The following is a 22,533-nucleotide window of genomic DNA, read 5'->3' on the forward strand; positions in this document are numbered from 1 at the left end:
CAAAAAAAGTTATTTCACTTCTTCTAGAAGAAGATGATTGACTCATGATTTATTTTGAAACTCTTTCGAGTCTCTCTCATTGGCTGTCCTTGTTGTTTAGTTTTCAAAGACCAAAGTCTTTGGCCTTCAAGGCCGGAATCACATCTTAGCATTTTCAACTTATGTTGTCAATAGCTAATTTTGCTTTTCTCAACGGTGTCAAAGTTAAGTATTCAACCCTTACCTGTTAACCATTGTTTTTCCTTGCGGCACTCAGTTATATTACCATTTTCATTCTTAGCTGTCAACTGTTTTTTTATTATTCCATCCGTAGTATCTATCAATCAATTTAAAGTGTTCTGAGGAATGTCCTATGGGAAATATTATTATTTAGGTAAAGAAAGATTTTAGAGTACTTAGATTCAAACAAGATATTAAGAGGTTGTCAGGAGGTATGGAGTTAATGACAACATATTGTCAACAACTCCATACCTCCTGACACAACCCTGACGCCCTTATATTATTCCAACTGGGTAATCATTCTGCATAACAGGAATCCATTGCTTTCCAGATTTCATCCGGGGTTCCGCTTTAACCTTTTTCATCTCAAGTCTAGTTACGATTCCGCTGAGTTGTATAATGTTTAATATGTCATCGTCTATTACATGGCTAACCCCCATGATATAACCCGTACCAACTGAATCTATCTTGCTAATAGCAATCCCTTTACCTGCACGACCTTGAGGTTTGTATTCTTCGAAGGAAGTCCGTTTTATGAATCCTCTTTCGGTCACTGTCACTAAATCTCCGAGAAAACTTTCTTCCGAAGCAGTTAACATTAATGCATCTACAATCCAATCCTCTTTGCCTAGAGTCATTCCCTTGACTCCACGTGATTTTCGTCCCATAGGGTTTATCTCCGTCTCTAAGAATCGAATTGATTGTCCTTTATAAGTAGCTAGGAATAATTCTCCTTGCCCATCGCTAAGAAACACTTTAAGGATAACGTCCTCACTTTTAAGCCCCATAGCTTCAGATGAGCGAGCATTTACAAAATCATTCACCGGACTCCGCATTACCTGTCCATCCTTAGTAACAAATACAAAGAATAACTCTTCAGTCACATCTTTAATAGGAAGAGTAGATACTACCTTTTCCCCTAAAGGCAATGTGCATAGATTCGTTAGGGGCCCTCCTTTGTCCTTATTCTTTGCTTCTGGGACTGTTTTAGCGTTGATGGTGTAGAAATTCCCTGATTGAGTGAAAAAATAAAGCGTGTCCTTGTTAGTGCAAGTTATCCTTTCCTTTAAGGTATCTCCATCCTTAAAAGAACAAACCAGGGCACCGTCTTTCTTATGCTTGGTTTGGATCGAAATCCGCTTAATAAATCCATTCGTTGTAAGCATGACTTGATATAAACTTTCAGGTTCTTCAAAGGAACTGAGATCGATCTGCTCTCTCATTTCCTCTGGCAAGATAAAGGTACGACGATCATCTCCATACTTATCACCAATATCCTTAAGTTCCTTTTTGATAATGTCGTAAACTTTAGTTACATCCGCCAAGATACTTTCTAAGTAGGCGATAAGTTTCAAGGCCTCTTCATGTTCTTTAATGATGCCGTCTAATTCAAAGTTCGTTAGGTTTTGCAGTTTCATATCCAGAATTGCTTGTGCTTGAATCTCCGACAGTTCGAAGCGGGTAATTAGGGAGGCCTTGGCTATGGAAGGTGTTTTACTAGCACGAATTAGAGCAATCACTTCGTCAAGGTTATTGATAGCAATAACTAAACCCTCAAGGATGTGTGCTTTTAAACGAGCCTTCTCCAGATCAAATTCTGTACGTTTTGTGACTACGATTTTTCTATGTTCAATAAAAGCTGCATTAATTTCTTTCAGACCTAGAACCTTCGGAGTACCCTCAGCCGTAATCACTAAGTTAATGATCCCAAAGGTATCTTCCAGTTGAGTATGCTTATACAGAAGGCGTAAAACTTGCAGTGGATCAGCCTCTTTGCGGCATTCAACAACAAGTCGTATCCCTTCTCGATCGGATTCATCTCTAACCTCACTAATCCCTTCAATCTTACCAGAATCAGACAGGGTTTCGATCTTAGCAGCCAAAGTTGATTTATTAACTTGATAAGGAATCTCGGTAATTAGGATTGAGCTTTTACCATTTTTGCCCTGCTCAATCGTAGCTTTACCTCGCATGGTCACTTTTCCGCGTCCTGTTTTATAGGCATTAGTAATGCCCTCAGTGCCGATAATTAGTCCACCCGTGGGGAAGTCCGGACCACTCACCTTTTCCATGAGTTCAACCACCGTAACCTGTGGGTTATCTATTTGAAGTATTACGCCGGCTATAACTTCTCGCAAATTATGGGGAGGGATATTCGACATCATCCCTACAGCGATTCCGGATCCGCCGTTCACCAAAAGGTTGGGGAAAGGACTTGGAAGCACCACAGGCTCTTTAAGTCGTTGATCATAGTTTTCTTTAAAAAGAACCGTATTTTTGTCAATGTCTTGGGTCATAAGCTGAGATAGATGGGTCATTCTCATTTCTGTGTAACGCATAGCAGCAGCGCTATCTCCATCAATTGAACCAAAATTCCCCTGACCATCTACCATAGGGTATCGTGTTGCCCAAGGTTGCGCCATACGAACTGCAGATTCGTAAATTGACGAGTCGCCATGGGGATGATATTTTCCCATGCAGTCTCCCACAAGTCGTGCTGACTTACTGTACGGCTTATCTGTGTGCATTCCTATCTCGTCCATGGAAAATAAGATTCTGCGATGAACCGGCTTAAGCCCATCTCTGACATCAGGAACAGCCCGCTGTAAAATAACGTGTTTGGAATATCCTAAAAAAGCTTCCGGTAAGACGTCCTCAAGTGGACGCTGAATGATGTTGTCCTCTGTTATATTCATCGGGCCTTATCTCCCCCTAAAAAACTTTACATATCATCGTTGGTAAAGACGATATTCTCCATCATGAATTCGCGTCTTGGCTCAACTTGCTCACTCATCAGAATTCTCAGCTTACGTTCTGCTTCTAGAGTATCGTCAATCGTAACCTGAATCATACGCCTATTGACAGGATTGAGGGTTGTTTCCCAAAGCTGTTCTGGATTCATTTCGCCAAGCCCTTTGTAACGAGAAATCTTAGCTGTTTTCCCCAGTTCCTTAAGTTCTTTTTTTAGTTCATCGTCATCAAAGGCATAGCGTATGACTTTGCCCCGTTCCTTCTCCACTTTATATAAGGGAGATTGGGCAATATAGACCCTGCCATTTAAAATTAACGGTTTCATATATCTATAGAAAAAAGTCAGTAATAAGCAGCGAATATGCGCTCCATCTATATCCGCATCTGTCATAATACACACACGTGAATAATTGCCTTTTTCTAAATCAAATTCTTTACCAATACCTGAGCCAACGGCGGTTATAATGCTCCTAATTTCCTCGTTTTCCAAGACCTTGTCTATCTTAGCACGATAAGTATTTATTACCTTCCCTCGCAGGGGAAGAATGGCCTGAAATCGTCGATCACGTCCCATTTTAGCAGACCCACCAGCACTATCTCCCTCAACAAGGAAAAGCTCATTACGGGATTTATCTTTCCCACTGCAGGCTGCAAGTTTACCGCTGAGCGCTTTGACCTCTGCATCTCGAGCTTTCTTTTTTAGCTCCTTAGCCTTCTTAGCCGCCACTCTTATAAGGCAGGTTGTTAAGGCCCGATTGATAACTTCTTTGGCTGTCAAGGAATTATTCTCAAAAAATTGAGTGATACCCTCATTGGTTATCGACTGTACAATTCCCTCAATTTCCATGTTCGAAAGTTTTGTCTTCGTCTGACCCTCAAATTGGGGATCTTTAACTCTTAGAGATAGTACACATGTTAAACCATCTTTAAGATCATCCCCGATAAGGTTTTCTTCTTTCTTAAAGAGATTGTTTTTACGTCCGTAATTATTGAATACTTTGGTTAAAGCCGTCCGGAAGCCAGACTCGTGAGTTCCCCCCTCATCTGTAGGGATATTGTTAACATAAGAATGCAGAGATTCATCATCCCCATCATTATACTGTATGGCACATTCCACGATCACATCGTCTTTTTCCCCATGAAAATAGATTGGTTTTTTATGTACAGGCAAATAGCTGGATTCTTTGATTAAATGTTCGACAAAGCCAATAATACCATTTTTAGATGAGAAGGTTTCCGATTTCTTTTCCCCACGTTGATCACTTAAAACAATCGTTAGTCCACTGTTAAGAAAAGAGAGTTCCATTAAACGGCTTTTTAGTGAGTCATATTTAAAAACAGTCGTTTCCTTGAAAATAAGTGGATCCGGCTTAAACGTAACAGTTGTTCCAGTGCCTTTAATTTTTTTACCTACGATCTGTAGATCTGACTTAAGCTTACCTCCATCGACATACTCAACACGATAAAGTTTTCCATTTCGTTTTATATCTACGGTTACATATACGCACAAGGCATTCACTACACTTGCTCCGACGCCATGTAATCCTCCGGAAGTTTTGTAGGTTTCTCCGTCAAATTTGCCACCGGCATGCAAAGTTTCAAAGGCTAACCGTACAGCAGCAATTTTTTTGTCTGGATGTATATCAACTGGAATCCCACGTCCATTATCCTCGATGGTTATAGATCCATCTACATTAATAGTAACTGAGATGAGGTCACAAAATCCTGCCCCAGCCTCATCAATGGCATTATCAATGATTTCATAGGCTAGATGGTGAAGCCCTCTGCTTCCTGTAGAACCGATATACATGCCAGGACGTTTGCGGACTGCCTCTAGCCCTTCTAAGACCTGAATAGACTCTGCGTTATACTGCTTTGCTGACAAGAACAGTTCACTCCTAACACTTTTAAAAACAATAAATTGACAATACGTACAATATCATTTACTTAACCCTTTTGTCTACCATAATTAGCCTTAAGCTAATTGAAAGGGTCTCTCGCCACTAAAAAACAAAAATTCATTTATATATAGGAGTAACCTAACCAAAAAATAAGAGAACGTTTAGCAATCATTTTCTAAAGCGTTCTCCTATATCTATTTTGCAATCATAACAGGACATTCTGCTTTACTTAAAATACGTTGACTAACGCTCCCCAGCATTGATCCCGCGATCGGTCCGTAGCCGCGATTTCCCATAACCACAAGGTCCACATCCGAGCTCTTAACTTCTTCTAGTATAGCAGACGCTGGATGACCGGGTTTTTGCTTCTTTTCAAGAGGAACTGTTCCGGTATCAATCCCTATCAAGGTTGCCGCTAAAACCTCTCCGCCATAAATACTAACTTCTTCTTGAGGTACAGTTACACCACTGGAAAGAGTATAACCCAAGGCCTCGGGTGTATACACCACATGAAGAAGGAGAATTCGAGAACCAAACTTCTTGGCTATTTCTAAGGCAAGTATTAAAGCACTTCGTGCGGCTTCGGAAGCGTCGGTTGGAACTAAAATTGTTTTAAACATTGGTTACCCCCTTCTTGTTTTTACTCACTTTCACTTAATGTAGATAAATCCTTTTGAACCTCGTGTCTCGTTTAAAACCAATACCTTGGGTAATGTCGATTAGGGGATAGGTTATTAATTAAAAGCCCGATGATTACCAGGATTACCGTACCCGTCATCATTGGAGTTATAATATACCCTGGTTGAACCTGAGTCATAACCCCAAATAAAGCCGTTGCCCCTCCCGGCGGATGAGTGGTTTTTGTAAGCAGCATAAGGAGAAGGGCTAGAGCTGTACCTAAAGCAGGTGACCACCATGTTAAACCGAACATCATCACTGTAACTACTGCCGCCGTTGCGGAAAGAGTGTGACCAAGAATCACATTGCGCGGCTGTGCCATAGGGGCATCAGGTACTCCAAAAACCATCACCGCTGAAGCGCCGAAGGATGCCACAACACCAATGTTAAACTTGTTAGATAATAGAACGATGACGGTTACCCCCAATAGTGTTCCGATCATGGAAAGGACCACATCCAAGGGCACAGGCGCCACAAGCGGCGTTGTCCTTTTGGCACCCTTCATTTTGGTTATGTATCGAATTATCAAAGCAACTTTTTTATGTTCAGTTTCCTTTGTTTTAGTAACTACCGACAAAAAAACTCACTCCCAACTCATTTTCATTGCTTAATTATAACTCTAAATTCGTCGAGAAGCTGTAATCAGCATCACACTTTTTCGTAATTTGCATTGAGATGTGACTTAATACAAAAAAAACTGCCGCTGGGACCTGGTGGTTCCTTCGCGGCAGGGTTCATGAATCCACATAAATTTTGGGCTTGCCGAAAGCCCCTTTCCTTCGGCGAAAACAGGGTTCGTTCTAACGTAATGTAGGTGGGGGGTCACTTCTTCCGAACAGGCATCCAAACTTCACTATAAGCGTAATCTTTTTTGTCTTTGTCCATTTTAGTAAAGGAAAAGGAAGGGGCATTGATTACTTCATAATTGGAAGATGGCAGCCATTCTGAGTAAATTCTTGCCATTGTTTCTTGTAACGTAGAAGGAAAAGGTCCTTCATTAGGAAATACTGCCCAAGTATATGCTTCAACGGGCACCTTTTCTAATTGATCACTTACCTTACTTTCCGTCGTTAAAACACCTATCAAGTGAGTTAAATATCCTTCTTCTTTTAAGAAATTAGCGTCAGCCTCATAAGAAGCGTTGACTATTTCATAGGGTTCAATATTCTGCAGAGAATGCATTTCTTTTCTTTGTTCGTCCGTTATGCTTTGTGCAAGCTTTACAATCTCGTTATTAACACCTTCAAATTGCATGGGAACACGTTTACTTACACCGACTAAATTAAACGCTGGTTTGTCTTCAATTCTAAATTCCATACTAATTCCTCCCTTAACGGTTATTACAAATGAAAGTTTGGGAAAGGATTTACTGATGCCTTTTTTTATTACATCTGAGGGTAAAAAACCACTCCACTTTTTAAAGGCTCGAGTAAACCCATCCATTGACTGATAACCATATTTCAAAGCAACATCCGTTACTTTTTCTCCCTGTAACAAATCCATGCTTGCTTCTGACAATTTTCTGTTTTTGATATATTCACTAAGGGGCACCCCTGATAGATAGAAAAATATCTTTCTAAAGTGATAGTCAGAAACCCCAGCATAGTCTGAAATTATTTCAAGAGACAGATCATCGGTTAAATGCTCTTCAATATAGTCAATCACATGATTTAATTCCTTTAACATTATTTCCCCCCTTTAATGTCTACATAATACCAAAGCTCCTTTAAAGATGCTCGACTTATTTAACACAACATATATCGAATCGTTCTAGCTGATCAATTCTGGCGGCACAATCATTAGTTTACAGTCTAGTATCATTTATTATAAGTTCTGGCAAGTATCGTTATCTCTAATAAACTGAAGCCTATTTCAATATCTTTAATCTTTCTTTTATATTTTGCTCCAAACCACTACATATAGTGTTCTCACAAAATAGGGAGAGTGGAGATTACTCCACTCTCCCAACTTTTTATTCAACAATGTGAAACCTTGCAGATTAGTTTAAACCAACTGTACTACCAATCATTATTGCATAGAAAACGCTGCAGCAATGTAAGTATTGATACTCACAGTACCTTCTGCAGTTTCTGCGACCCTGCTTGATGCTTGGCTAGCCAATACCTTAGTGTTTGCTTTCTTAATCGGTAAGAACATTAGTCCTGAGCCAAGAAGAATGAGCAGCCATTTTAAAGCCATGGTTGTGCCCATGCTGTTCAGGAGAGAAAGACTTTTTTGAGCGGCAAAACTTTCATTTGCTCCTAATTGTATATAATACAGTACCATAGCAACTACCTGAAGTATTACTGCCGCTCCAATATTGATCGTTACTGTTCTTCTTATATTCCCTGCTTCTTTCCCGCCCAGGGCAATAAAGAGAACCGCTTTCCCATCGAGACAGCGGCGGCATAGAACTCAACAAATATAGAGCTGGACTGCCATGCCGGTACACTCGCGAAATAATATATCGAAGCCATAACGAAAACGTCCTTCTTTGATCTTCCTCCAAAATCCAGCTAGAGTTCTAAAAGGATAAAGTAATTACCTTAGGGGACAATAATTCCGAGGTGGAATTATGAAAAAAACTCTAATTCTTGGCGGCGGAATTGGTGGCATAGTTGCTGCTAACGCACTAAAAAAACACATGGGGGCTTCAATGCAAGTGACTGTAGTTGATCGGGAAACCAATCACTATTTCGCTTCGTCTTTCCCTCTCTTAATGATCGGAGAGAAAAATCCCTCGACAATCACCCGTGAATTAAAACAATTAAGAAGAAAGAAAATTGAAGTTTTAAATAGTGAGGTTACAAAGCTTGATTTACCCGGACATCGGGTTACGACAAATCAAGGAGATTTATATTACGATCACCTTGTTATATCTCTTGGAGTGGAATACCATCCGGAGGCAGTATCAGGATTCAGTGAGTTTGCTTTAAATGCATATGACCTTAAAGACGTCATAAAAATCAATAATAGGTTAAACAACTTTTCTTCCGGACAGATCGTATTGTTCATTTCAAGCGCGCCTTATAAGTGTCCTCCTGCTCCCTATGAAATAATGTTTCTTCTTGATCAATTTTTTCGCAGTCGTCGGTTTCGACATAAAGTTAAACTTACGATAGTTACCCCGGATTATTCACCTGAACCTTTAGCCCCACCAAAAGTTGGCCAGAGTGTTAGAAAAATGCTAAAGGAAAAGGGTATAGAACTAATTACTGAAGCTAAGGTTTTAAAAGTTGAAAAGAATGTCCTGATCTTAGATCATGGAACAAAAATACATGCTGATCTATTGTTAGGTATAGCCCCGCATTGGACCCCGGAAGTGCTGCGTGATACAGACTTGGTAGATAGCCGCGGCTTCGTTAAAGTAAATCCGTTTACCTTGGAAACAAGATATCCCAGTGTTTATGCTATTGGAGATGCGAATGCTATCAGGTTACCGGTAATGGGAGCCTATGCTCCAAAAGCAGGAGTTTTTGCACATGCCCAAGCAGATGTGGTGGCGAGAAATATCATTTTGTCATCCAGGGGGTTGAAACCGAAATATCAATATAAAGGAAAAGGCATGTGTATTATGAATACTGGGTTTGGCCGCGCGTGCTACTCGTCAGTTCATTATTATAAGAAACCTCGTCCTTTCATAACGTTGCTACGACCAACAACGCTTGCCTATTGGGCGAAAGTTGCTTTCGAAAAATACTGGTTTATACGCTCGTTTTAACCACTCACCAAAACACTTCCTAATTACTAGTTGCTGCACAAGGAGCATTATTCTATACAATTCTTGGTAATGATCGAAGTACTTCGCAACGGCCTAGGCCACAGATTCACCACCATTCCAATTTATTGACATATTGTCTTAATAGCAAAACAGCAACAATGGCTTCAGTGAGTAAATCTGCAGAGGCGCTGGCAATGCTCGGCGAAAACCTTTCACGTATTGTTGGTAAGTTTAAAATATAGTCAACTAGAAACTTAATACCACTAACTCAAGTTTAATATGACATAGGTAGCCCCTCGTTCAAATGAATGAGGGGTTTTCCTTATCTTTATTTCTTTGTCCTCGTTTGTCTTTTCAGCAGACAATAGTTACTTAGATATAGACAATCAAACTCAAATTAGCTAATTGACTCACCGCTTACGTGTCTGTGGTTCGCTCTGCTGTTTTGATCTTGTAATGTCCTAAAAGCCTATCATGGATCTGTGCAGATCTCATCGATTGATGCTCACAAAGCCATTTGAGGATTACGGGTTCAAATTGAAGGTACAATAACTTAGCTATAGGTTCTCTCTTAAATCCTTGAGATTTAAGTTGTTAAATTTGACTGTACACTTTAATCTCCTTCATCTTTTCTTCCTCTCATGCTTGTTATCTATGTCTTCGTTCAGCATGAGGGCTAAGCTGTATAATTTCAAGATGAAAGCGATCAGTTTGTGGCCAAATTCCGATCAGTTTATTTTACCATTCACAGGTGAGTAAGTTGAGGTTATAACATGGTAAAGGTCTACGTATAGTTGACAATATCAAAATTAAATAATAAAATTAACCTAACTAATATTAGGTAGGTGATATCCATTGACTAGGGAGCTCATTAAAAAAACAGCATTATCGTTATTTGTTAAAAATGGTTATGAGGGCACAAGGTTAGTAGACATAGCCAAAGCAGTAAATATTAAAACTCCATCGATCTATTTTCACTTCGAAAGCAAAGAGCAACTTTTCATTGAATTATTTAATGATATGAGAACAAAAAAATTAGATAGCATTAAGGTACTTCATCAAAAATTAAATAAATTTGACTCAGCAAAAGAACGACTGTTTTGTCTTTATAGTGATTGGTCTGATCGGGGATACGAACATAATGAAGAAGTTGTTTTTTGGAAGAGAAGTGCTTTATTTCCACCGAGTTTTCTCAAAAAAAAAATTAATAATGATCTGATAATCTACCAAAAGAAATTTGTTGATGAATTACTCAGACCAGTAATTTTGGAAGGAATCAAATCAAGTGAATTGAAGAACCTGGATGTAGATAAATGTGTTGTTGTATTTTTAAGCATAATTCAGGGAATGTTCAGTGAATTTCATTATTCAAAACCTGAAGCATACAAAGAAAAGATCACTATGTTATGGGAATATTTTTGGGATTCAATAAAAAAATAATAGTTTTTTAGATGATAGCTAAAATATTTGATTCATGGAATAAGAAGTTGGTTCGGAAATAGAAGTGTAAGACTGATTAAGAAAGTGAGGTTGAACCCATGCGGAAATTTGTAGATGATGTTACCATTCAAAACGCTTATATGCAGGCTTTAGAGATTATCGAAAGTGTTGGTGTTCGCTTTGAAAGTGAAGTCGTGAGGGAACTTTTTAAAAAGCAGGGGGCCCGTGTTGAAGGAGATAAAGTATTTATTCCCCGCCACTTGATAGAAGCAGCCCTTGAGTCTACTCCGAAACTGGACTATAGTGTGCCTGCTAAAAAGAGAGTTGTCGCTGCCACGCCTTTTAGCAATGCGCCTTTCATCCTTGACGATGATACTGGAGCTATACGTCGCTGTAATATCGAGGATGCCATAAAAATGTATCAGATTAATGAGACCTCTTCCCTTTACGATTGCGCTAATCCCGGCTGTGCCGATCCTGAAGGCAATGATGCCCCGGACCAATTTATTGCCCAAATGGCCATGGTTTTAAAATATTCGGATAAGTATCCCAGCATCGGTTTGCGAGCTACCGGCAGCAATTCACAAAATGGCGACGTCTATGGTAGCGCTCGGCGGGCATTTCGGTTGGTTCGTGAATTTTACGACGTCTGGGATGAGCCTGTTATGACCCAAGGAATCTGTCCGAATCCTCCCTTGGCTTATGACCGGGAATGCCTTGACAACCTCTGTGCCGCCATTGATGAACAACAGGCCATATCCATTTTTCCTTGTTCTTTGGGATTTATGACCGCTCCTGAAAGTATCATGGGGACTGTCATCCATGATTTTGCCATGGCCTTGGCGGGGTTAGCCTTTATTCAGCTTAAATCCCCAGGACATCCCACTTCTTTATGTGAGTTTTCTACCATAAGCAATATCCAGACTTTGCAACCGAATTATGGCAGTACTGAAGGTGTTTTTATACAGGTCATCTTTTATGAGTTGTGCAAATTCTTAAGCTTACCCTGTGCGATTTGCGGTAGCTATGGTGACGGAACTGCTGTTGATTATCAGGCAGGTATGGAAGCACTGCTGACAACGATGCTTCCATTTAGCCTGACAGAGGTAAATGAGGTATGGTGTTATCCGGGCATTATGGCTGGATTTTCCTGCGGAAGCTTCCACAAGGCGATTCTCGACGAAGAGATGATGCGTAATACCAATCGGATGCTCCAGGGGGTGGAGATGAAAATCGACCCTAAACTACCGGGACTTCTTGCCGACGGGCAGGATGCTGGTAGTTTTCTTGGCATCGGCTCTATGGATACGTACCGGCGGGATAATTATCTGACCAAAATCTTCAATAAGTGGGGTATTTCTCAAGTCGATTATGCCGAGAAAACCAATCTTGCCTACAAAGTTCATCAAGTTTTGGAAAGTAGAATAGCTACTTATCAATTACCTGAACGCAGTACAGCGCAGAAAAGGCTATTACAACAGTATTTACCGTCCAAGTGCCAATACTGATAAATTCTGATTGGCAATTTCGAGGATAACATAGTGGTTATAGATTTAAACAGTCAATACTGAATTTCTTGGGGGCTCAGCAGTCCCTTGTAATTATCCCTGGATTCCTCACTGTTAGAGCTTTGGACGTTATTATCCTCAATTTTTAAATAACCTTACCTTCCCGTTATCCATAGCAAATTATCCGAAGTTAGGGTAGAAAAAAAGAACTCCTAAAGGAGCTCAAGGATGTTAAATTGGAAATATTGGGTAATCCAATTTCCCTAACTTTGGATAATTTAGATAGCACTAAACCGCCATTTGAAGGAAACCTTATCTTTATCGATGTTAATGATGCGCTTATTAGATATAGCCACCCGTGAGTATAACGGCCTAGGTATTCAACAACACAAGCTGCGTTTTTAAACGGCGGTTTGCAGTAAACGACCCACTCTTTGTCATAGAGAGAGGATAGAAGTTTTTCGAATTCCTTATCGTCCGAAAGGATGGGCTTCTCATTCACATAAACCATATACTCTCCAAACATTTTCTTATATCTAACAGCACCAACGCCACTGATCTGTTCACACACATATTCTATAAAATCTGTTGTTGTCCTCTGATACTTATTTTTTTATTTTGATGCACGTAGTTTTTTGTACCGGAAGGATTGGTTGATCGTTTTGTACCGGAAGGATTGGTTCATCAAAACCAGAAAATTAACTATTCCCCTCGGAACACGGGCTTTCTTTTCTCAGCAAAGGCTTGAACCCCTTCCTGAACATCTTTAGTTCCAAAACATTGCTTAATAAAAGCGTATTCTTTTTTTAGAATCGTTGTGAGATCCGTGTCAGGGCTTGCAGTAAGCAATTTTTTAGAAAGAGTCATTGCTACCGGCGGTCCTGCCGCTAATTCCCTAGCAACATTCATCACCTGTTCCTGAAATTCGTCACCCGGAAATATCCCGTTCACCAATCCAATTCGTTCCGCTTCCTGGGGGTAAATGTCCCGACCAGTTAAGATCAATTCGGCAGCCTTTGCCTGCCCGACCAACCGCGGTAAAAAATAAGTCATTCCCGCATCAGGGCTGAGTCCACGTCGTATATACCCGGCCGTTACCCTTGCATCCGCAGACATAAAGCGCATGTCACAAGCTAGAGCTAGCGCGAATCCTGCACCAGCCGCAATCCCGTTAATTGCAGCGATCACTGGTTTGTCACATTGTACAATCCCCAATGCCTGGTGACCAACCCACCCCAATTCATCTAGTTTTTTATAACGCGAATCGGCAACCGGATTTCGCTTTGCATAGTCTTTCAAGTCAAGACCTGCACAAAAGCCTCGTCCACTCCCGGTAATCACTATGATACGAACTTCATCGTCAGCAGATGCCTCCTTAATTGCCAGGATAATCTCGGAGCTAAGTTTATCATTGACAGCATTGAGCCGCTCAGGTCTATTTAGTGTCAGTGTGCGAACCCCATCTTTCGTTTCGACAATGATATGGTCCATTTTTATTCCTCCCTAACTGAATATTCTATATTTTTTGAGGAGTATAGGGTTTAAATATATCCAAACTTTTCTATTCCTCTTCGCTTAGGGTTACACCTTTCCTTTTTTATCTCCGTTCTTATTCACATAGTTTTCAACCGTGTCCACTTAGGCCCACTCCTAAGATTAACTAATTATCTTAACTGCATTTTCTGTGATTCCAACGTACATCTTCACAAAAATCGCTTCCTACCGTTAATTCATAACATCCATTAAGAAAGTATCTTATTCCTTCAACCCTCTCAACCAAATCGGTCAATCTAGCCCAAGCGCCGGTAAGGTTCTTGGCAATATCAAAATAGGCTGTTCCAGAAAACCGATCCTTTGGGATGAACTCGCAATTAGCAATGATCAATTAACTGATATTTAGGAAAGCTGGTTTCTTTGTAAACAACAGCTTCTTTCTCATCATTAAAGCTTAACCATCCACCATCACGTTTCAAATGTCCTAAACCTTTATAACTTGTTTCGCCCTTCTTTATCCAGTATATACAACTATCATCAGTATGTAATGTACACGTTCTTAATGGTTTATCGACATTGAGCCAAACCATAAATAAGTTCCCCCATTCTCCGCCTGATATTGTCTTTGGTATTAATTAATCCTATTTTATCACCAGAATATCCCCAATATTATACCTCTGCTCAACCCTATCCCCTTGTTGGTTGGTATAGGCCACATCCATATTCAAATTCTTCAGTCGGTCCCGCAAGCCATTTTCCCCAATCTCTCTGAGATACACAACAACCTCAGTAGAATAGTGTACGAAGTCTTCAGAGGAATTATTCTGACTAAAACTGCTGGAGAACCAATATACGTCATCTGTCAGTACATCCTTTATTTGCGTGATCTCAGGAAAACTAAGTTTCCTATCAACAAGCCCTTGTACTTTAAGAGTCAGATCCAGCCTGCGAAAATTATCGATTGAGGGATTCTCTATCTCTGAAGTACCAACTTCCAGATATTCCCTCTCCGTTAAATGCCTCAGTGCAGCAATTGGGGATATCACCATAATTCTTTCAGAAAGAGGGTAGAGTTCCAAGCCTTTCAGTATTGCTTGGGCTTGTGTTGTGTCCGAACCCAGCAGCTTGACCACCTCGATCAGTTCTTCCAAGCTCTCTGGATCCTTGGCAAACTGCCTCACATCCCCGCCAACCACCCGCTCAGCATCAGCACGGGTATAGCTGAATTGAAAGGGTGTGGAAGAAAGCAGTTTATTATGCCAGAACCCGGTATGGGTCACCTGATCCAGATTATCGATCAGAGCAAAAAGCAGGATAGAGTTTCTCAAGAACTGATCTTCACTCACCTGAAGAGAATCATCTTCCAGCTCGTAGTAAGACGTCAAACCATAGGGAGGATTATCCGTTGACAATACGAAGTTGCCGCGGGTTATTCCCTCAGGCAGTGGCATCTCATTGAGCAGGGCACCCACTTTCGAATTATTTCCCACGTAAGAGGTTTTGTTGTTCAGCAAATATTCAACATTATATAAGGAAGCGGCAGATTGGGGGGACGATGTTTGTGGTTCATTCATCGGATTGGAGGCCAGAAGCACCGCCAAAATCAACACAGCAATAAGCGAGACACTTAATGCCCAATATGGCGGTTTCCTATAACTGAGGATATTTTTAATCCGGGCTTTCACATTGCTTTCCCCAAAGGCCAAAGGGGTTGGACTGGGCATTTTCTTCTGAGCCGCTAAAGCCAGGAGTGAGGAACTGTAGTTAACGACTTCCCCTGTCTCTGCAGTTTCCACAACCCGTTCATCGCAGGACATCTCCATATCTTTGCTGAACAAAGAAAAACACAACCAGATCAGCGGATTGAACCAGTGGATCACCAAGGCAAAATAGGCTATTGGTTTAATGAGATAATCCAGGCGTTTGATATGAACCTGCTCATGGCGTAAAATGTACTCCCGCTCACGCCCTGTGATCCTGAGAGGCAGATAGATCCTGGGCTTGATAAAGCCACAGACAAAAGGGGTCTGAATTAAGTCCGTCTCGTAAATGTTGTCTTCGACCCAAGTTGCGGTGCTGATCCGGCTCACTAAGCGTTGATAAGAAAGGATGGCATAACCAAGCAATACCACCATGCCGGCCAGCCAGATCAGACCGGCCAAAGAAATCCAAACCTGCATCGGGTTTATGCTGGCGTAGGGAGTTGCCGCAGGCAGTGCGGCATTGATTCCGGCGTTTACACTATCTATTCCCGTATTCACCTGAGGAACAGCCATCAGCCCGATTTTGCGGGGAATATACTGAGCAGAAAAGGTATTATCGACTTGGTAGGAACCGATAAGCCCCAATAAACTAAAACCGGAGGAAAAGCTGACAGGGCAAATCAGCCGAAAAAGTACAATCGACCAAAGAGCATAGGAAAATAGTTTAGGCGCCTTGCGTAGAAAGAATCGGACAGCCAGCACAGCCAGCGTCACATAACTGGCCGTCACACTCATATTGAGCACGGTCATAAACGCATCCTCATAAAATAAGCCCATCATCTAACCCTCCTTATGACGGTCAATAAGTCGCTTCATCTCTTCTGCTTCCTCGGCGGAGAGAGTCTTAGCCTCAAGGAAAGCTGCGATGAATTTGGGCAAAGAACCATTGAAGGCTTTTTCCACAACCGTTTCACTCTCATATTTTTGAACATGCTCCCGTTTGACAATAGAGGAAACCTGGGAATTCACATTTTGCAGGATTCCCCGGTCGCTCAGCTTGCGCAGTACTGTATATGTAGTGGTTCTTTTCCAGCCTAACCTCTCCTGACACAGCTCAGTAAGCCTTCGGGCACTGAGCGGCTCTGCTTCCCAAAGGATGCACATAAACTTAAATTCCGCATCAAACAGTTTATACTGTTCCATAATCCCCCTCACTTTCGTCTATTCCAATAGACAATAATAGTCTATCACAATAGACAAAAGTTTTCAATATACTCAAATCGCCACTCCAAAATCAATTTATTATTATTACAATTGATTCGAGATCACTTTTCAGATACAATAGCTTAGTTAAAGGTGAGAATTCTAACTATTAATCTCTTGCCCTAATGCAAGCGCCATTATTACCCATTCTTAATATTTAGAGGAGCTGCAAAATGAATAAGAATTTGGAAATGCGCGACGAAAAGATCAGTAAACTTCTTTGGAAATTTTCCTTGCCAGCGATTATCGCAATGCTGGTCAATGCCCTTTATAATATAGTCGACCGGATTTTTGTCGGGCAAGGTGTGGGATCTGTAGGGATTGCCGCCACAACGGTGGCATTTCCGATTATGATCATCATGATGGCAACGTCCATGTTGATTGCCATCGGAGCTACGGCCCTCATTTCTATCCGCCTTGGCGAACAAAAGAAAGAAGAAGCTGAAAAGATCGTCGGCAATGCCACTGTCTTGCTCATTTTGCTTCCGCTCCTGCTGGCAGCCCTTTATCTGGCTTTCACTGATCCCGTCTTGAAGCTGTTCGGAGCCAGTGAAACAGTTTTGCCCTATGCCCGTGATTTTACTCATATCATCATGTTAGGTTCAGTCTCCGGTTCGATTGCCTTTGGTATGAACAACTTCATACGGGCCGAAGGAAACCCCCGCTATGCTATGCTGACTCAGATCATTGGTGCCGTAATCAACACGATCTTAAACTACATTTTTATCTTTAAACTCGGTTTAGGTATTAAAGGATCTGCTTTAGCTTCGATTTGCGGTCAAACCGTATCTGCGCTTTTTGTCCTTGGCTATTTTTTTTCAGGCCGCAGTATGATTAAAATCCACTTGAGAAATCTTAAGCCGCAAATGCCTATTGTTCTGGGAATCCTTTCAATCGGATTTGCTCCCTTTGCCATGCAGATCGCCAACAGCGTTCAACATACGATTTTGAATAAAACTCTAATGGCCTATGGCGGAGACCTGGCACTTTCTGCCGTAGGGATTATCATGAGTATAGCTACAATCATATTTATGCCCATTGTTGGTATCAGCCAGGGCGCTCAGCCTTTAATCGGCTTCAACTACGGAGCGAAACAATATGACCGGGTTAAAGAAACTCTAAAGAAATCGGTGTTTGTCAGTACCATTATGGCCGCAATCGGTTTTATCGTTATTTGGATCTGGCCTAATCAAATTGTGGGGCTTTTCAGCAAGGGGGATCTGCCGCTCACCGAGCTTACTGTCCATGCGATGCTGACCTTCTTTGCCCTTCTCCCCTTCATCGGTGTCCAAATTCTCGGTTCCAGTTACTTTCAAGCCGTGGGTAAACCTGTACAATCCACTCTACTGAGTCTTTCCCGCCAGGTATTGTTGTTCATCCCGCTCCTGATCATCCTTCCTCGCATTTGGGGAATCGAGGGAGTATGGAGAACAGCTCCAATAGCAGATACTTTGTCTGTTCTGATTACGGTTACAGTTATCCTATTTGAGATGAGAAATCTCCCCAAAAGTACCCCTAAGCCGGTGGAACAGTCCTGAAGGAAATAAGGAGCAGTTTTTAAAGCTGCTCCTTATTTGTCGACTGCAGGAACTCTACTATCCCAGTTAGCGGCCCTTTTCCTGAGCCATTCGTTGAAATTTCTCTTTAACGTTCGCCGGCGGTATTAACTGAACTGAACGGCGAGACATGGTCAACGATCCACTCGGACAGGCGGCGGAACATACTCCACAGCCAATACAGATCTCATTTTTTATGACAGGTACTTCACTGCCATCCTCTTGTGCTGTCATAGTAATTGCGTGAATTTGGCACTTATCAGCACAAATCCCGCAGCCAATACAACTTTCTAATTCTACGGATGGAATGAAATTACTAGGATGGGTAGCAAAGACTTGTTGCTCATTAATACCCCGGAGAACTTTGCAGCAACAACCACAACAATTACAGATGTAGGTTGGTTTATTCATTACGTTATCACACAGATGCACTAGGCCAAGTTCCTGTGTTCGTTTAAGCACATTAAGGAGATCCTCAACAGTTGCTGCTTTACCCCAACCTTTGCGTATGATCCATTCAGCTGCACCGCCCAGGGAAATACAAACCTCCTGTGGTGCATCACAGGCTGTGCCTAGATGAGAGGCCTCGTGGCGGCAGGCGCACGTAGTTATGGCACCCCCTCCGGATTGCTTGATGATTTCCGTCGCCTTCTCATAGTCCAATACCTCAGTTTCAACCGCCAGCGGCAGAACATTTTCATAAATCAGGGTTCGCATAACTTTAGTATCCAGGCCAGCAATTTCCTTCATTACACCCGGGCTGTGAAAATAAGTTTCAAATAACTCCGCTAACTCCTTAAGGTGAACATGATCCCCTGTTCGCATAAAGGTATATTCAAAGAATCCAACTAACATAGGGGCCAACATATAATAAAAGGTGTCCTTACGCGGAATATCCAGAACCAAACCCTTATCAGACATTCCATCCAGGATTACTTTTAATTCCGTTTCCTCAATGCCGGTGAGAGTCGAGATTTTTTTCAAGGGCATAGGAATAAACGAAAACTTACTGCCCACTAAAGCTTCGCCTTCCGTATAGAGACGATGAAGAATTGCCATGAGGTGTTCATTTATTGGCGCACCTTCAGGAGTCTTACTTAGACGTTCGGCAAGGGCATGATATATCTCTTCTTTAGCATTAATACTGTGGCCCAAATTTACACATCCTCCTCTTTTCATAATTCGAGGCGCGAGGCGCATCGTTCGAACAACCTAACCTTAACGTTCTCGGTCTAGGGCTTCTTCTTTCGAACCTCGAACCTCGCACTTCGTGCCTCGCTATTTCCTCCCCTCAGCATAAGCCTCATGAACTGCGTCAAGGACTTTGCGAGGTTTAGCTGCGTCTCCAATCGTGCTTAAATTCTCTAATTTACCTTGGAGTGCACTGTAAAGTTCATTTTGAGAGCAAGAGCCTACCGCTAAAATGACAGTATCTGCTGGAATAACTTTTTGAACACCGTCATTGGCACTCTCTACCAGAACACCGTCTTTACGAATTTCCAGCACAGTATGTTTGCTTAGACAGTTTACCTTGTAACGCTTCAAATCTGCTAACATGGACCAGCGGGTACTGGGGCCGATATCTCGTCCGATTTCTTTGGCCATTTCTAAGACTGTAATCTTTTTAGTTCCCTGTGTCAACAAGCGATGAAGTTCTTGATCTGTTTCTGCTTGCTGCAGCATGAGGAAGCGCAAGGTTTGGCTATCGATTGTACCTGCTTCCGCTAAGAACAGAGCGGTATCCACACCCACAGCTCCACCACCGACGATAACGACGTTATGTCCCGTTTTTTTACGGCCTAGCAATACATCCCAGGCTTGAACTACCTCTGCTCCTTCTTCAATTTTGATCGACGGTGCGATGGGGCGAGCTCCGGTTGCAAGTACGACTCTGTCAAACTCTCCATTCTGTACGGCGGATAAGATCATGTCCGGAGTAGCTTTTATACTATGCTGGATTTTCACCCCTAGTTCCCGGCAAGCATTGGCCAGATAGTTAGCAAAGTATAAGAAATCCTGTCGTCCAGGAGGAGCTGCTGCCAGGGCTAATTGTCCTCCCGTCCGTCCACTCTCTTCCCAAATGGTAACCTTATGTCCTCGCAGTGCAGAGACGCGCGCAAATTCCATCCCTGCGGCGCCTGCCCCGACCACAAGTATCTGTTGGGTTGCCGTAGTTTGGCTGATGGGACCCAGTTCTGCCTCCCGACCTGCTTCCGCATTGACTAAGCAGCTGACTGGTTTTAAGCGAAATATATAGTCTAAACAACCTTGATTACATCCGATGCAAGGGCGAATACGTTCTGATTGACCACTCATAGCTTTATTAGGCAGTTCCGGATCCGCCAGCAGTGGGCGGGCCATGCCGATAAAGTCCGCTAACCCTTCTTGTAAGATACCCTCTGCTAATTCAGGAGTGTTGATCCGATTACACGCTATGACAGGTATAGAAACCGCCGTTTTGATTCCATGTGCCAGGTAGGCATAAGCCCCTGGAGGTACATTCATAGTAAGCTGAGGCACCTGGGTCTCATGCCACCCACCGGTTACATTGAGGGCATTAACTCCGGCCTTTTCTAAGGCCTGACAGAAAGCTCGAGATTCTGTGTTTGTGTGGCTGCCTGGGACAAAGTCATTCCCCGCTACCCGTACGATGATCGGAAACTCCGATCCGACTGCTTCTCGTATAGCCTCTACCACTTCAAGTCCGAAAGTCATGCGGCCTTCGAGGTCACCACCATAGCGGTCTGTACGTTGATTGGTAACAGGAGAAAGAAATTGAGAAATCAGATAGCCTGCGCTGGCAATTATCTCAACTCCGTCAAACCCTGCTGATTGGGCTCTTTTCGCTGCATTGGCAAAGGAAGAGATTACTTCCTTGATTTTTTCTTCTGTTAATTCTTCGGGAGTTTCCCTGGTCAATCTGGAAGGGATCGCAGATGGTGCCACAGCCAGCTGACCCGTTAAAGCTGAATGAGCATATCTACCTGCTTGATAAAGCTGAGGCACAATTTTAGCACCTTCAGCGTGAATAGCATCGACTAAACGGCGAAGTCCAGGGATGTATCGATCCTCATCAAGTTGAGTCATTCCGAAAGCATTACCGATGCGGTCGATCCCGCAGCCACCTACAACGATCAGGCCCGCTCCTCCTCGGGCTCGTGCTCGGTAAAACTCGACTAGTTGATCATTCACTTCTCCCATAGGGCTATATCCTAGATGCATAGGTGTCATTACTATGCGGTTACGAAGCTGAAGTGTACCGATTTGAGCAGGTGAAAAAAGAATTGACATACTTAGTAAAACCTCCTCGTATTATATTTTTTCGACTTTACAGCGGACATATCGGTGCAGCGGAGTGCCAGCGATGGGGTCTGAATATTCAATTATTTTTATGTAAAATTTTTTCCCATCCCCCCTTGTCACAAATGTAAATATCAGTTTAAGAAAAGCTTACGCTTTATTCCTGAGAGAACTTTTCTAAAACTTTCTCGAAGGTAGCAAACTCCTCTTCCGAAAATCGTTCTTTAATTTCTTTATCAAGGCCCTCGGCTAGGTGGGCTATTTCAGAAATTTTTTGCTTGGCTTTTTCCGTTAGAAATACCAAGAGGGAACGTCTGTCTTCCGGGTCATTTCTCCTCTCCACTAAATCCAGGCGCTCCATGCGATCTAAGATGGAAGTAAGGGTTGATCCATCCATGTCCAAGCTTTTCGCAAGGTCCTTAAATTTTAAGCCATCTCTTTCCCACACTGCACTCAGTACATAGAATTGTGACGGAGTAATTCCATACTGTGAAAGATTGCTCTCGTAATAGCGGTGAACCTTCCGCATCACGCGACTCAGTTTGTAGCATATATATTTTGACGGACTTCTGCTGTTGTCATTTGATGCGACCATTATCTCACCTCGTTTTAGTACTTGTTCGTTGGTAAGGAAATCAATTGTGTGTCAATTGTTTGTGTACCAATGATTTTGTTTAAAGTATAGCGCAGTTTGATCTTGATGGCAACATATTTTATATGGGATTCTTCAGATCGTCCCCCTTTCACCCTTTCATCATCTTATTTAGTAGCGGGTGGTTATGAAATCAATTTACAAAGGAGGGGAATATCAAGTGGATAACGACAAATTCCAAGAAGCAGTTCTCAAGCATCTTGCTGAAATCGGCGGCAAACTTAAAGATCACGATGGACAATTTACGACGATAGATCAGAATTTCCCTAAAATAACTACCCGCTTGGAGCGAATCGAAGTACCTGTCCGCGTTTACAAGATGACAAGGGGACGAGGTTGTTGAACCA

At 42.1% G+C, this 22,533-nt stretch carries 18 protein-coding genes and 1 pseudogene; 5 read left to right on the plus strand and 14 right to left on the minus strand.

Translation table 11 applies throughout. The features are described 5' to 3' along the window. Window positions 1–494: 494 nt before the first annotated feature. The 6 genes from gyrA to HGJ98_RS04865 form a co-directional block, all read right to left on the minus strand. Entirely contained in the window at window positions 495–2,915 is a 2,421-nt protein-coding gene (gene gyrA / locus HGJ98_RS04840) for a DNA gyrase subunit A (protein ID WP_291349929.1), read from the minus strand. 26 nt (window positions 2,916–2,941) lie between these two features. Beyond that, window positions 2,942–4,861: a DNA gyrase subunit B gene (locus tag HGJ98_RS04845; RefSeq protein ID WP_291349950.1), complete on the minus strand. Its 1,920-nt coding sequence runs from the start codon at window positions 4,859–4,861 to the stop codon at window positions 2,942–2,944. Window positions 4,862–5,065: 204 nt separating this feature from the next. Further along, window positions 5,066–5,491 (minus strand): universal stress protein, encoded by a 426-nt coding sequence (locus tag HGJ98_RS04850; protein ID WP_291349930.1) that lies wholly within the window; start codon window positions 5,489–5,491, stop codon window positions 5,066–5,068. A gap of 71 nt (window positions 5,492–5,562) precedes the next feature. Next, entirely contained in the window at window positions 5,563–6,126 is a 564-nt protein-coding gene (locus tag HGJ98_RS04855; RefSeq protein ID WP_291349931.1) for an HPP family protein, read from the minus strand. Window positions 6,127–6,371: 245 nt separating this feature from the next. After that, complete coding sequence (locus HGJ98_RS04860) at window positions 6,372–7,235, minus strand: AraC family transcriptional regulator (RefSeq protein ID WP_291349932.1); 864 nt, start codon at window positions 7,233–7,235, stop codon at window positions 6,372–6,374. Window positions 7,236–7,577: 342 nt separating this feature from the next. Continuing rightward, window positions 7,578–7,835: a hypothetical protein gene (locus HGJ98_RS04865; RefSeq protein ID WP_291349933.1), complete on the minus strand. Its 258-nt coding sequence runs from the start codon at window positions 7,833–7,835 to the stop codon at window positions 7,578–7,580. A gap of 289 nt (window positions 7,836–8,124) precedes the next feature. Between HGJ98_RS04865 and HGJ98_RS04870 the strand changes: the two genes are divergently transcribed. From HGJ98_RS04870 to HGJ98_RS04880, 3 genes are all read left to right on the plus strand, one after another. Next, the gene (locus HGJ98_RS04870) at window positions 8,125–9,270 is read left to right on the plus strand and encodes an FAD-dependent oxidoreductase (RefSeq protein WP_291349934.1); all 1,146 of its coding nucleotides are present in this window, start codon (window positions 8,125–8,127) and stop codon (window positions 9,268–9,270) included. Between the two features lie 855 nt (window positions 9,271–10,125). Beyond that, window positions 10,126–10,710 carry a TetR/AcrR family transcriptional regulator gene (locus tag HGJ98_RS04875; RefSeq protein WP_291349935.1) on the plus strand — a complete coding sequence of 195 codons (585 nt, stop codon included), beginning with the start codon at window positions 10,126–10,128 and terminating at the stop codon, window positions 10,708–10,710. A gap of 98 nt (window positions 10,711–10,808) precedes the next feature. After that, window positions 10,809–12,218, plus strand: coding sequence for a trimethylamine methyltransferase family protein (locus HGJ98_RS04880; protein WP_291349936.1), 1,410 nt, complete (start codon window positions 10,809–10,811; stop codon window positions 12,216–12,218). Window positions 12,219–12,511: 293 nt separating this feature from the next. Here the strand turns inward: HGJ98_RS04880 and HGJ98_RS04885 are convergent. The 5 genes and pseudogenes from HGJ98_RS04885 to HGJ98_RS04905 form a co-directional block, all read right to left on the minus strand. Then, window positions 12,512–12,702, minus strand: a pseudogene (locus HGJ98_RS04885) (transposase); the annotation flags it as partial. Window positions 12,703–12,920: 218 nt separating this feature from the next. After that, window positions 12,921–13,709, minus strand: a complete 789-nt coding sequence (locus tag HGJ98_RS04890) for an enoyl-CoA hydratase/isomerase family protein (RefSeq protein ID WP_291349937.1) — start codon at window positions 13,707–13,709, stop codon at window positions 12,921–12,923. A 380-nt stretch (window positions 13,710–14,089) separates the two neighbouring features. Then, window positions 14,090–14,302 (minus strand): hypothetical protein, encoded by a 213-nt coding sequence (locus tag HGJ98_RS04895; protein ID WP_291349938.1) that lies wholly within the window; start codon window positions 14,300–14,302, stop codon window positions 14,090–14,092. Between the two features lie 51 nt (window positions 14,303–14,353). Then, complete coding sequence (locus HGJ98_RS04900) at window positions 14,354–16,255, minus strand: M56 family metallopeptidase (protein ID WP_367142668.1); 1,902 nt, start codon at window positions 16,253–16,255, stop codon at window positions 14,354–14,356. Continuing rightward, complete coding sequence (locus HGJ98_RS04905) at window positions 16,256–16,618, minus strand: BlaI/MecI/CopY family transcriptional regulator (RefSeq protein ID WP_291349939.1); 363 nt, start codon at window positions 16,616–16,618, stop codon at window positions 16,256–16,258. It abuts the gene before it with no gap. A 233-nt stretch (window positions 16,619–16,851) separates the two neighbouring features. On the opposite strand from HGJ98_RS04905, the gene HGJ98_RS04910 reads away from it, so the two are divergent. Then, window positions 16,852–18,216 carry an MATE family efflux transporter gene (locus tag HGJ98_RS04910; RefSeq protein ID WP_291349940.1) on the plus strand — a complete coding sequence of 455 codons (1,365 nt, stop codon included), beginning with the start codon at window positions 16,852–16,854 and terminating at the stop codon, window positions 18,214–18,216. Window positions 18,217–18,282: 66 nt separating this feature from the next. On the opposite strand, the gene HGJ98_RS04915 is transcribed toward HGJ98_RS04910, so the two are convergent. The 3 genes from HGJ98_RS04915 to HGJ98_RS04925 all read right to left on the minus strand — a co-directional run bounded on the left by HGJ98_RS04915 (window position 18,283) and on the right by HGJ98_RS04925 (window position 22,129). Continuing rightward, window positions 18,283–19,389: a 4Fe-4S dicluster domain-containing protein gene (locus HGJ98_RS04915; RefSeq protein WP_291349941.1), complete on the minus strand. Its 1,107-nt coding sequence runs from the start codon at window positions 19,387–19,389 to the stop codon at window positions 18,283–18,285. Window positions 19,390–19,512: 123 nt separating this feature from the next. After that, window positions 19,513–21,525, minus strand: a complete 2,013-nt coding sequence (locus HGJ98_RS04920; RefSeq protein WP_291349942.1) for an FAD-dependent oxidoreductase — start codon at window positions 21,523–21,525, stop codon at window positions 19,513–19,515. A gap of 166 nt (window positions 21,526–21,691) precedes the next feature. Continuing rightward, a complete protein-coding gene (locus tag HGJ98_RS04925) occupies window positions 21,692–22,129 on the minus strand; it encodes a MarR family winged helix-turn-helix transcriptional regulator (protein ID WP_291349943.1) in 438 nt (145 codons plus the stop codon). Window positions 22,130–22,346: 217 nt separating this feature from the next. On the opposite strand from HGJ98_RS04925, the gene HGJ98_RS04930 reads away from it, so the two are divergent. Further along, the gene (locus tag HGJ98_RS04930; RefSeq protein WP_291349944.1) at window positions 22,347–22,529 is read left to right on the plus strand and encodes a hypothetical protein; all 183 of its coding nucleotides are present in this window, start codon (window positions 22,347–22,349) and stop codon (window positions 22,527–22,529) included. Window positions 22,530–22,533: the final 4 nt, after the last annotated feature.

Origin of the sequence: Desulfosporosinus sp., from assembly GCF_014237355.1 — a bacterium.
Classification (GTDB): domain Bacteria; phylum Bacillota; class Desulfitobacteriia; order Desulfitobacteriales; family Desulfitobacteriaceae; genus Desulfosporosinus.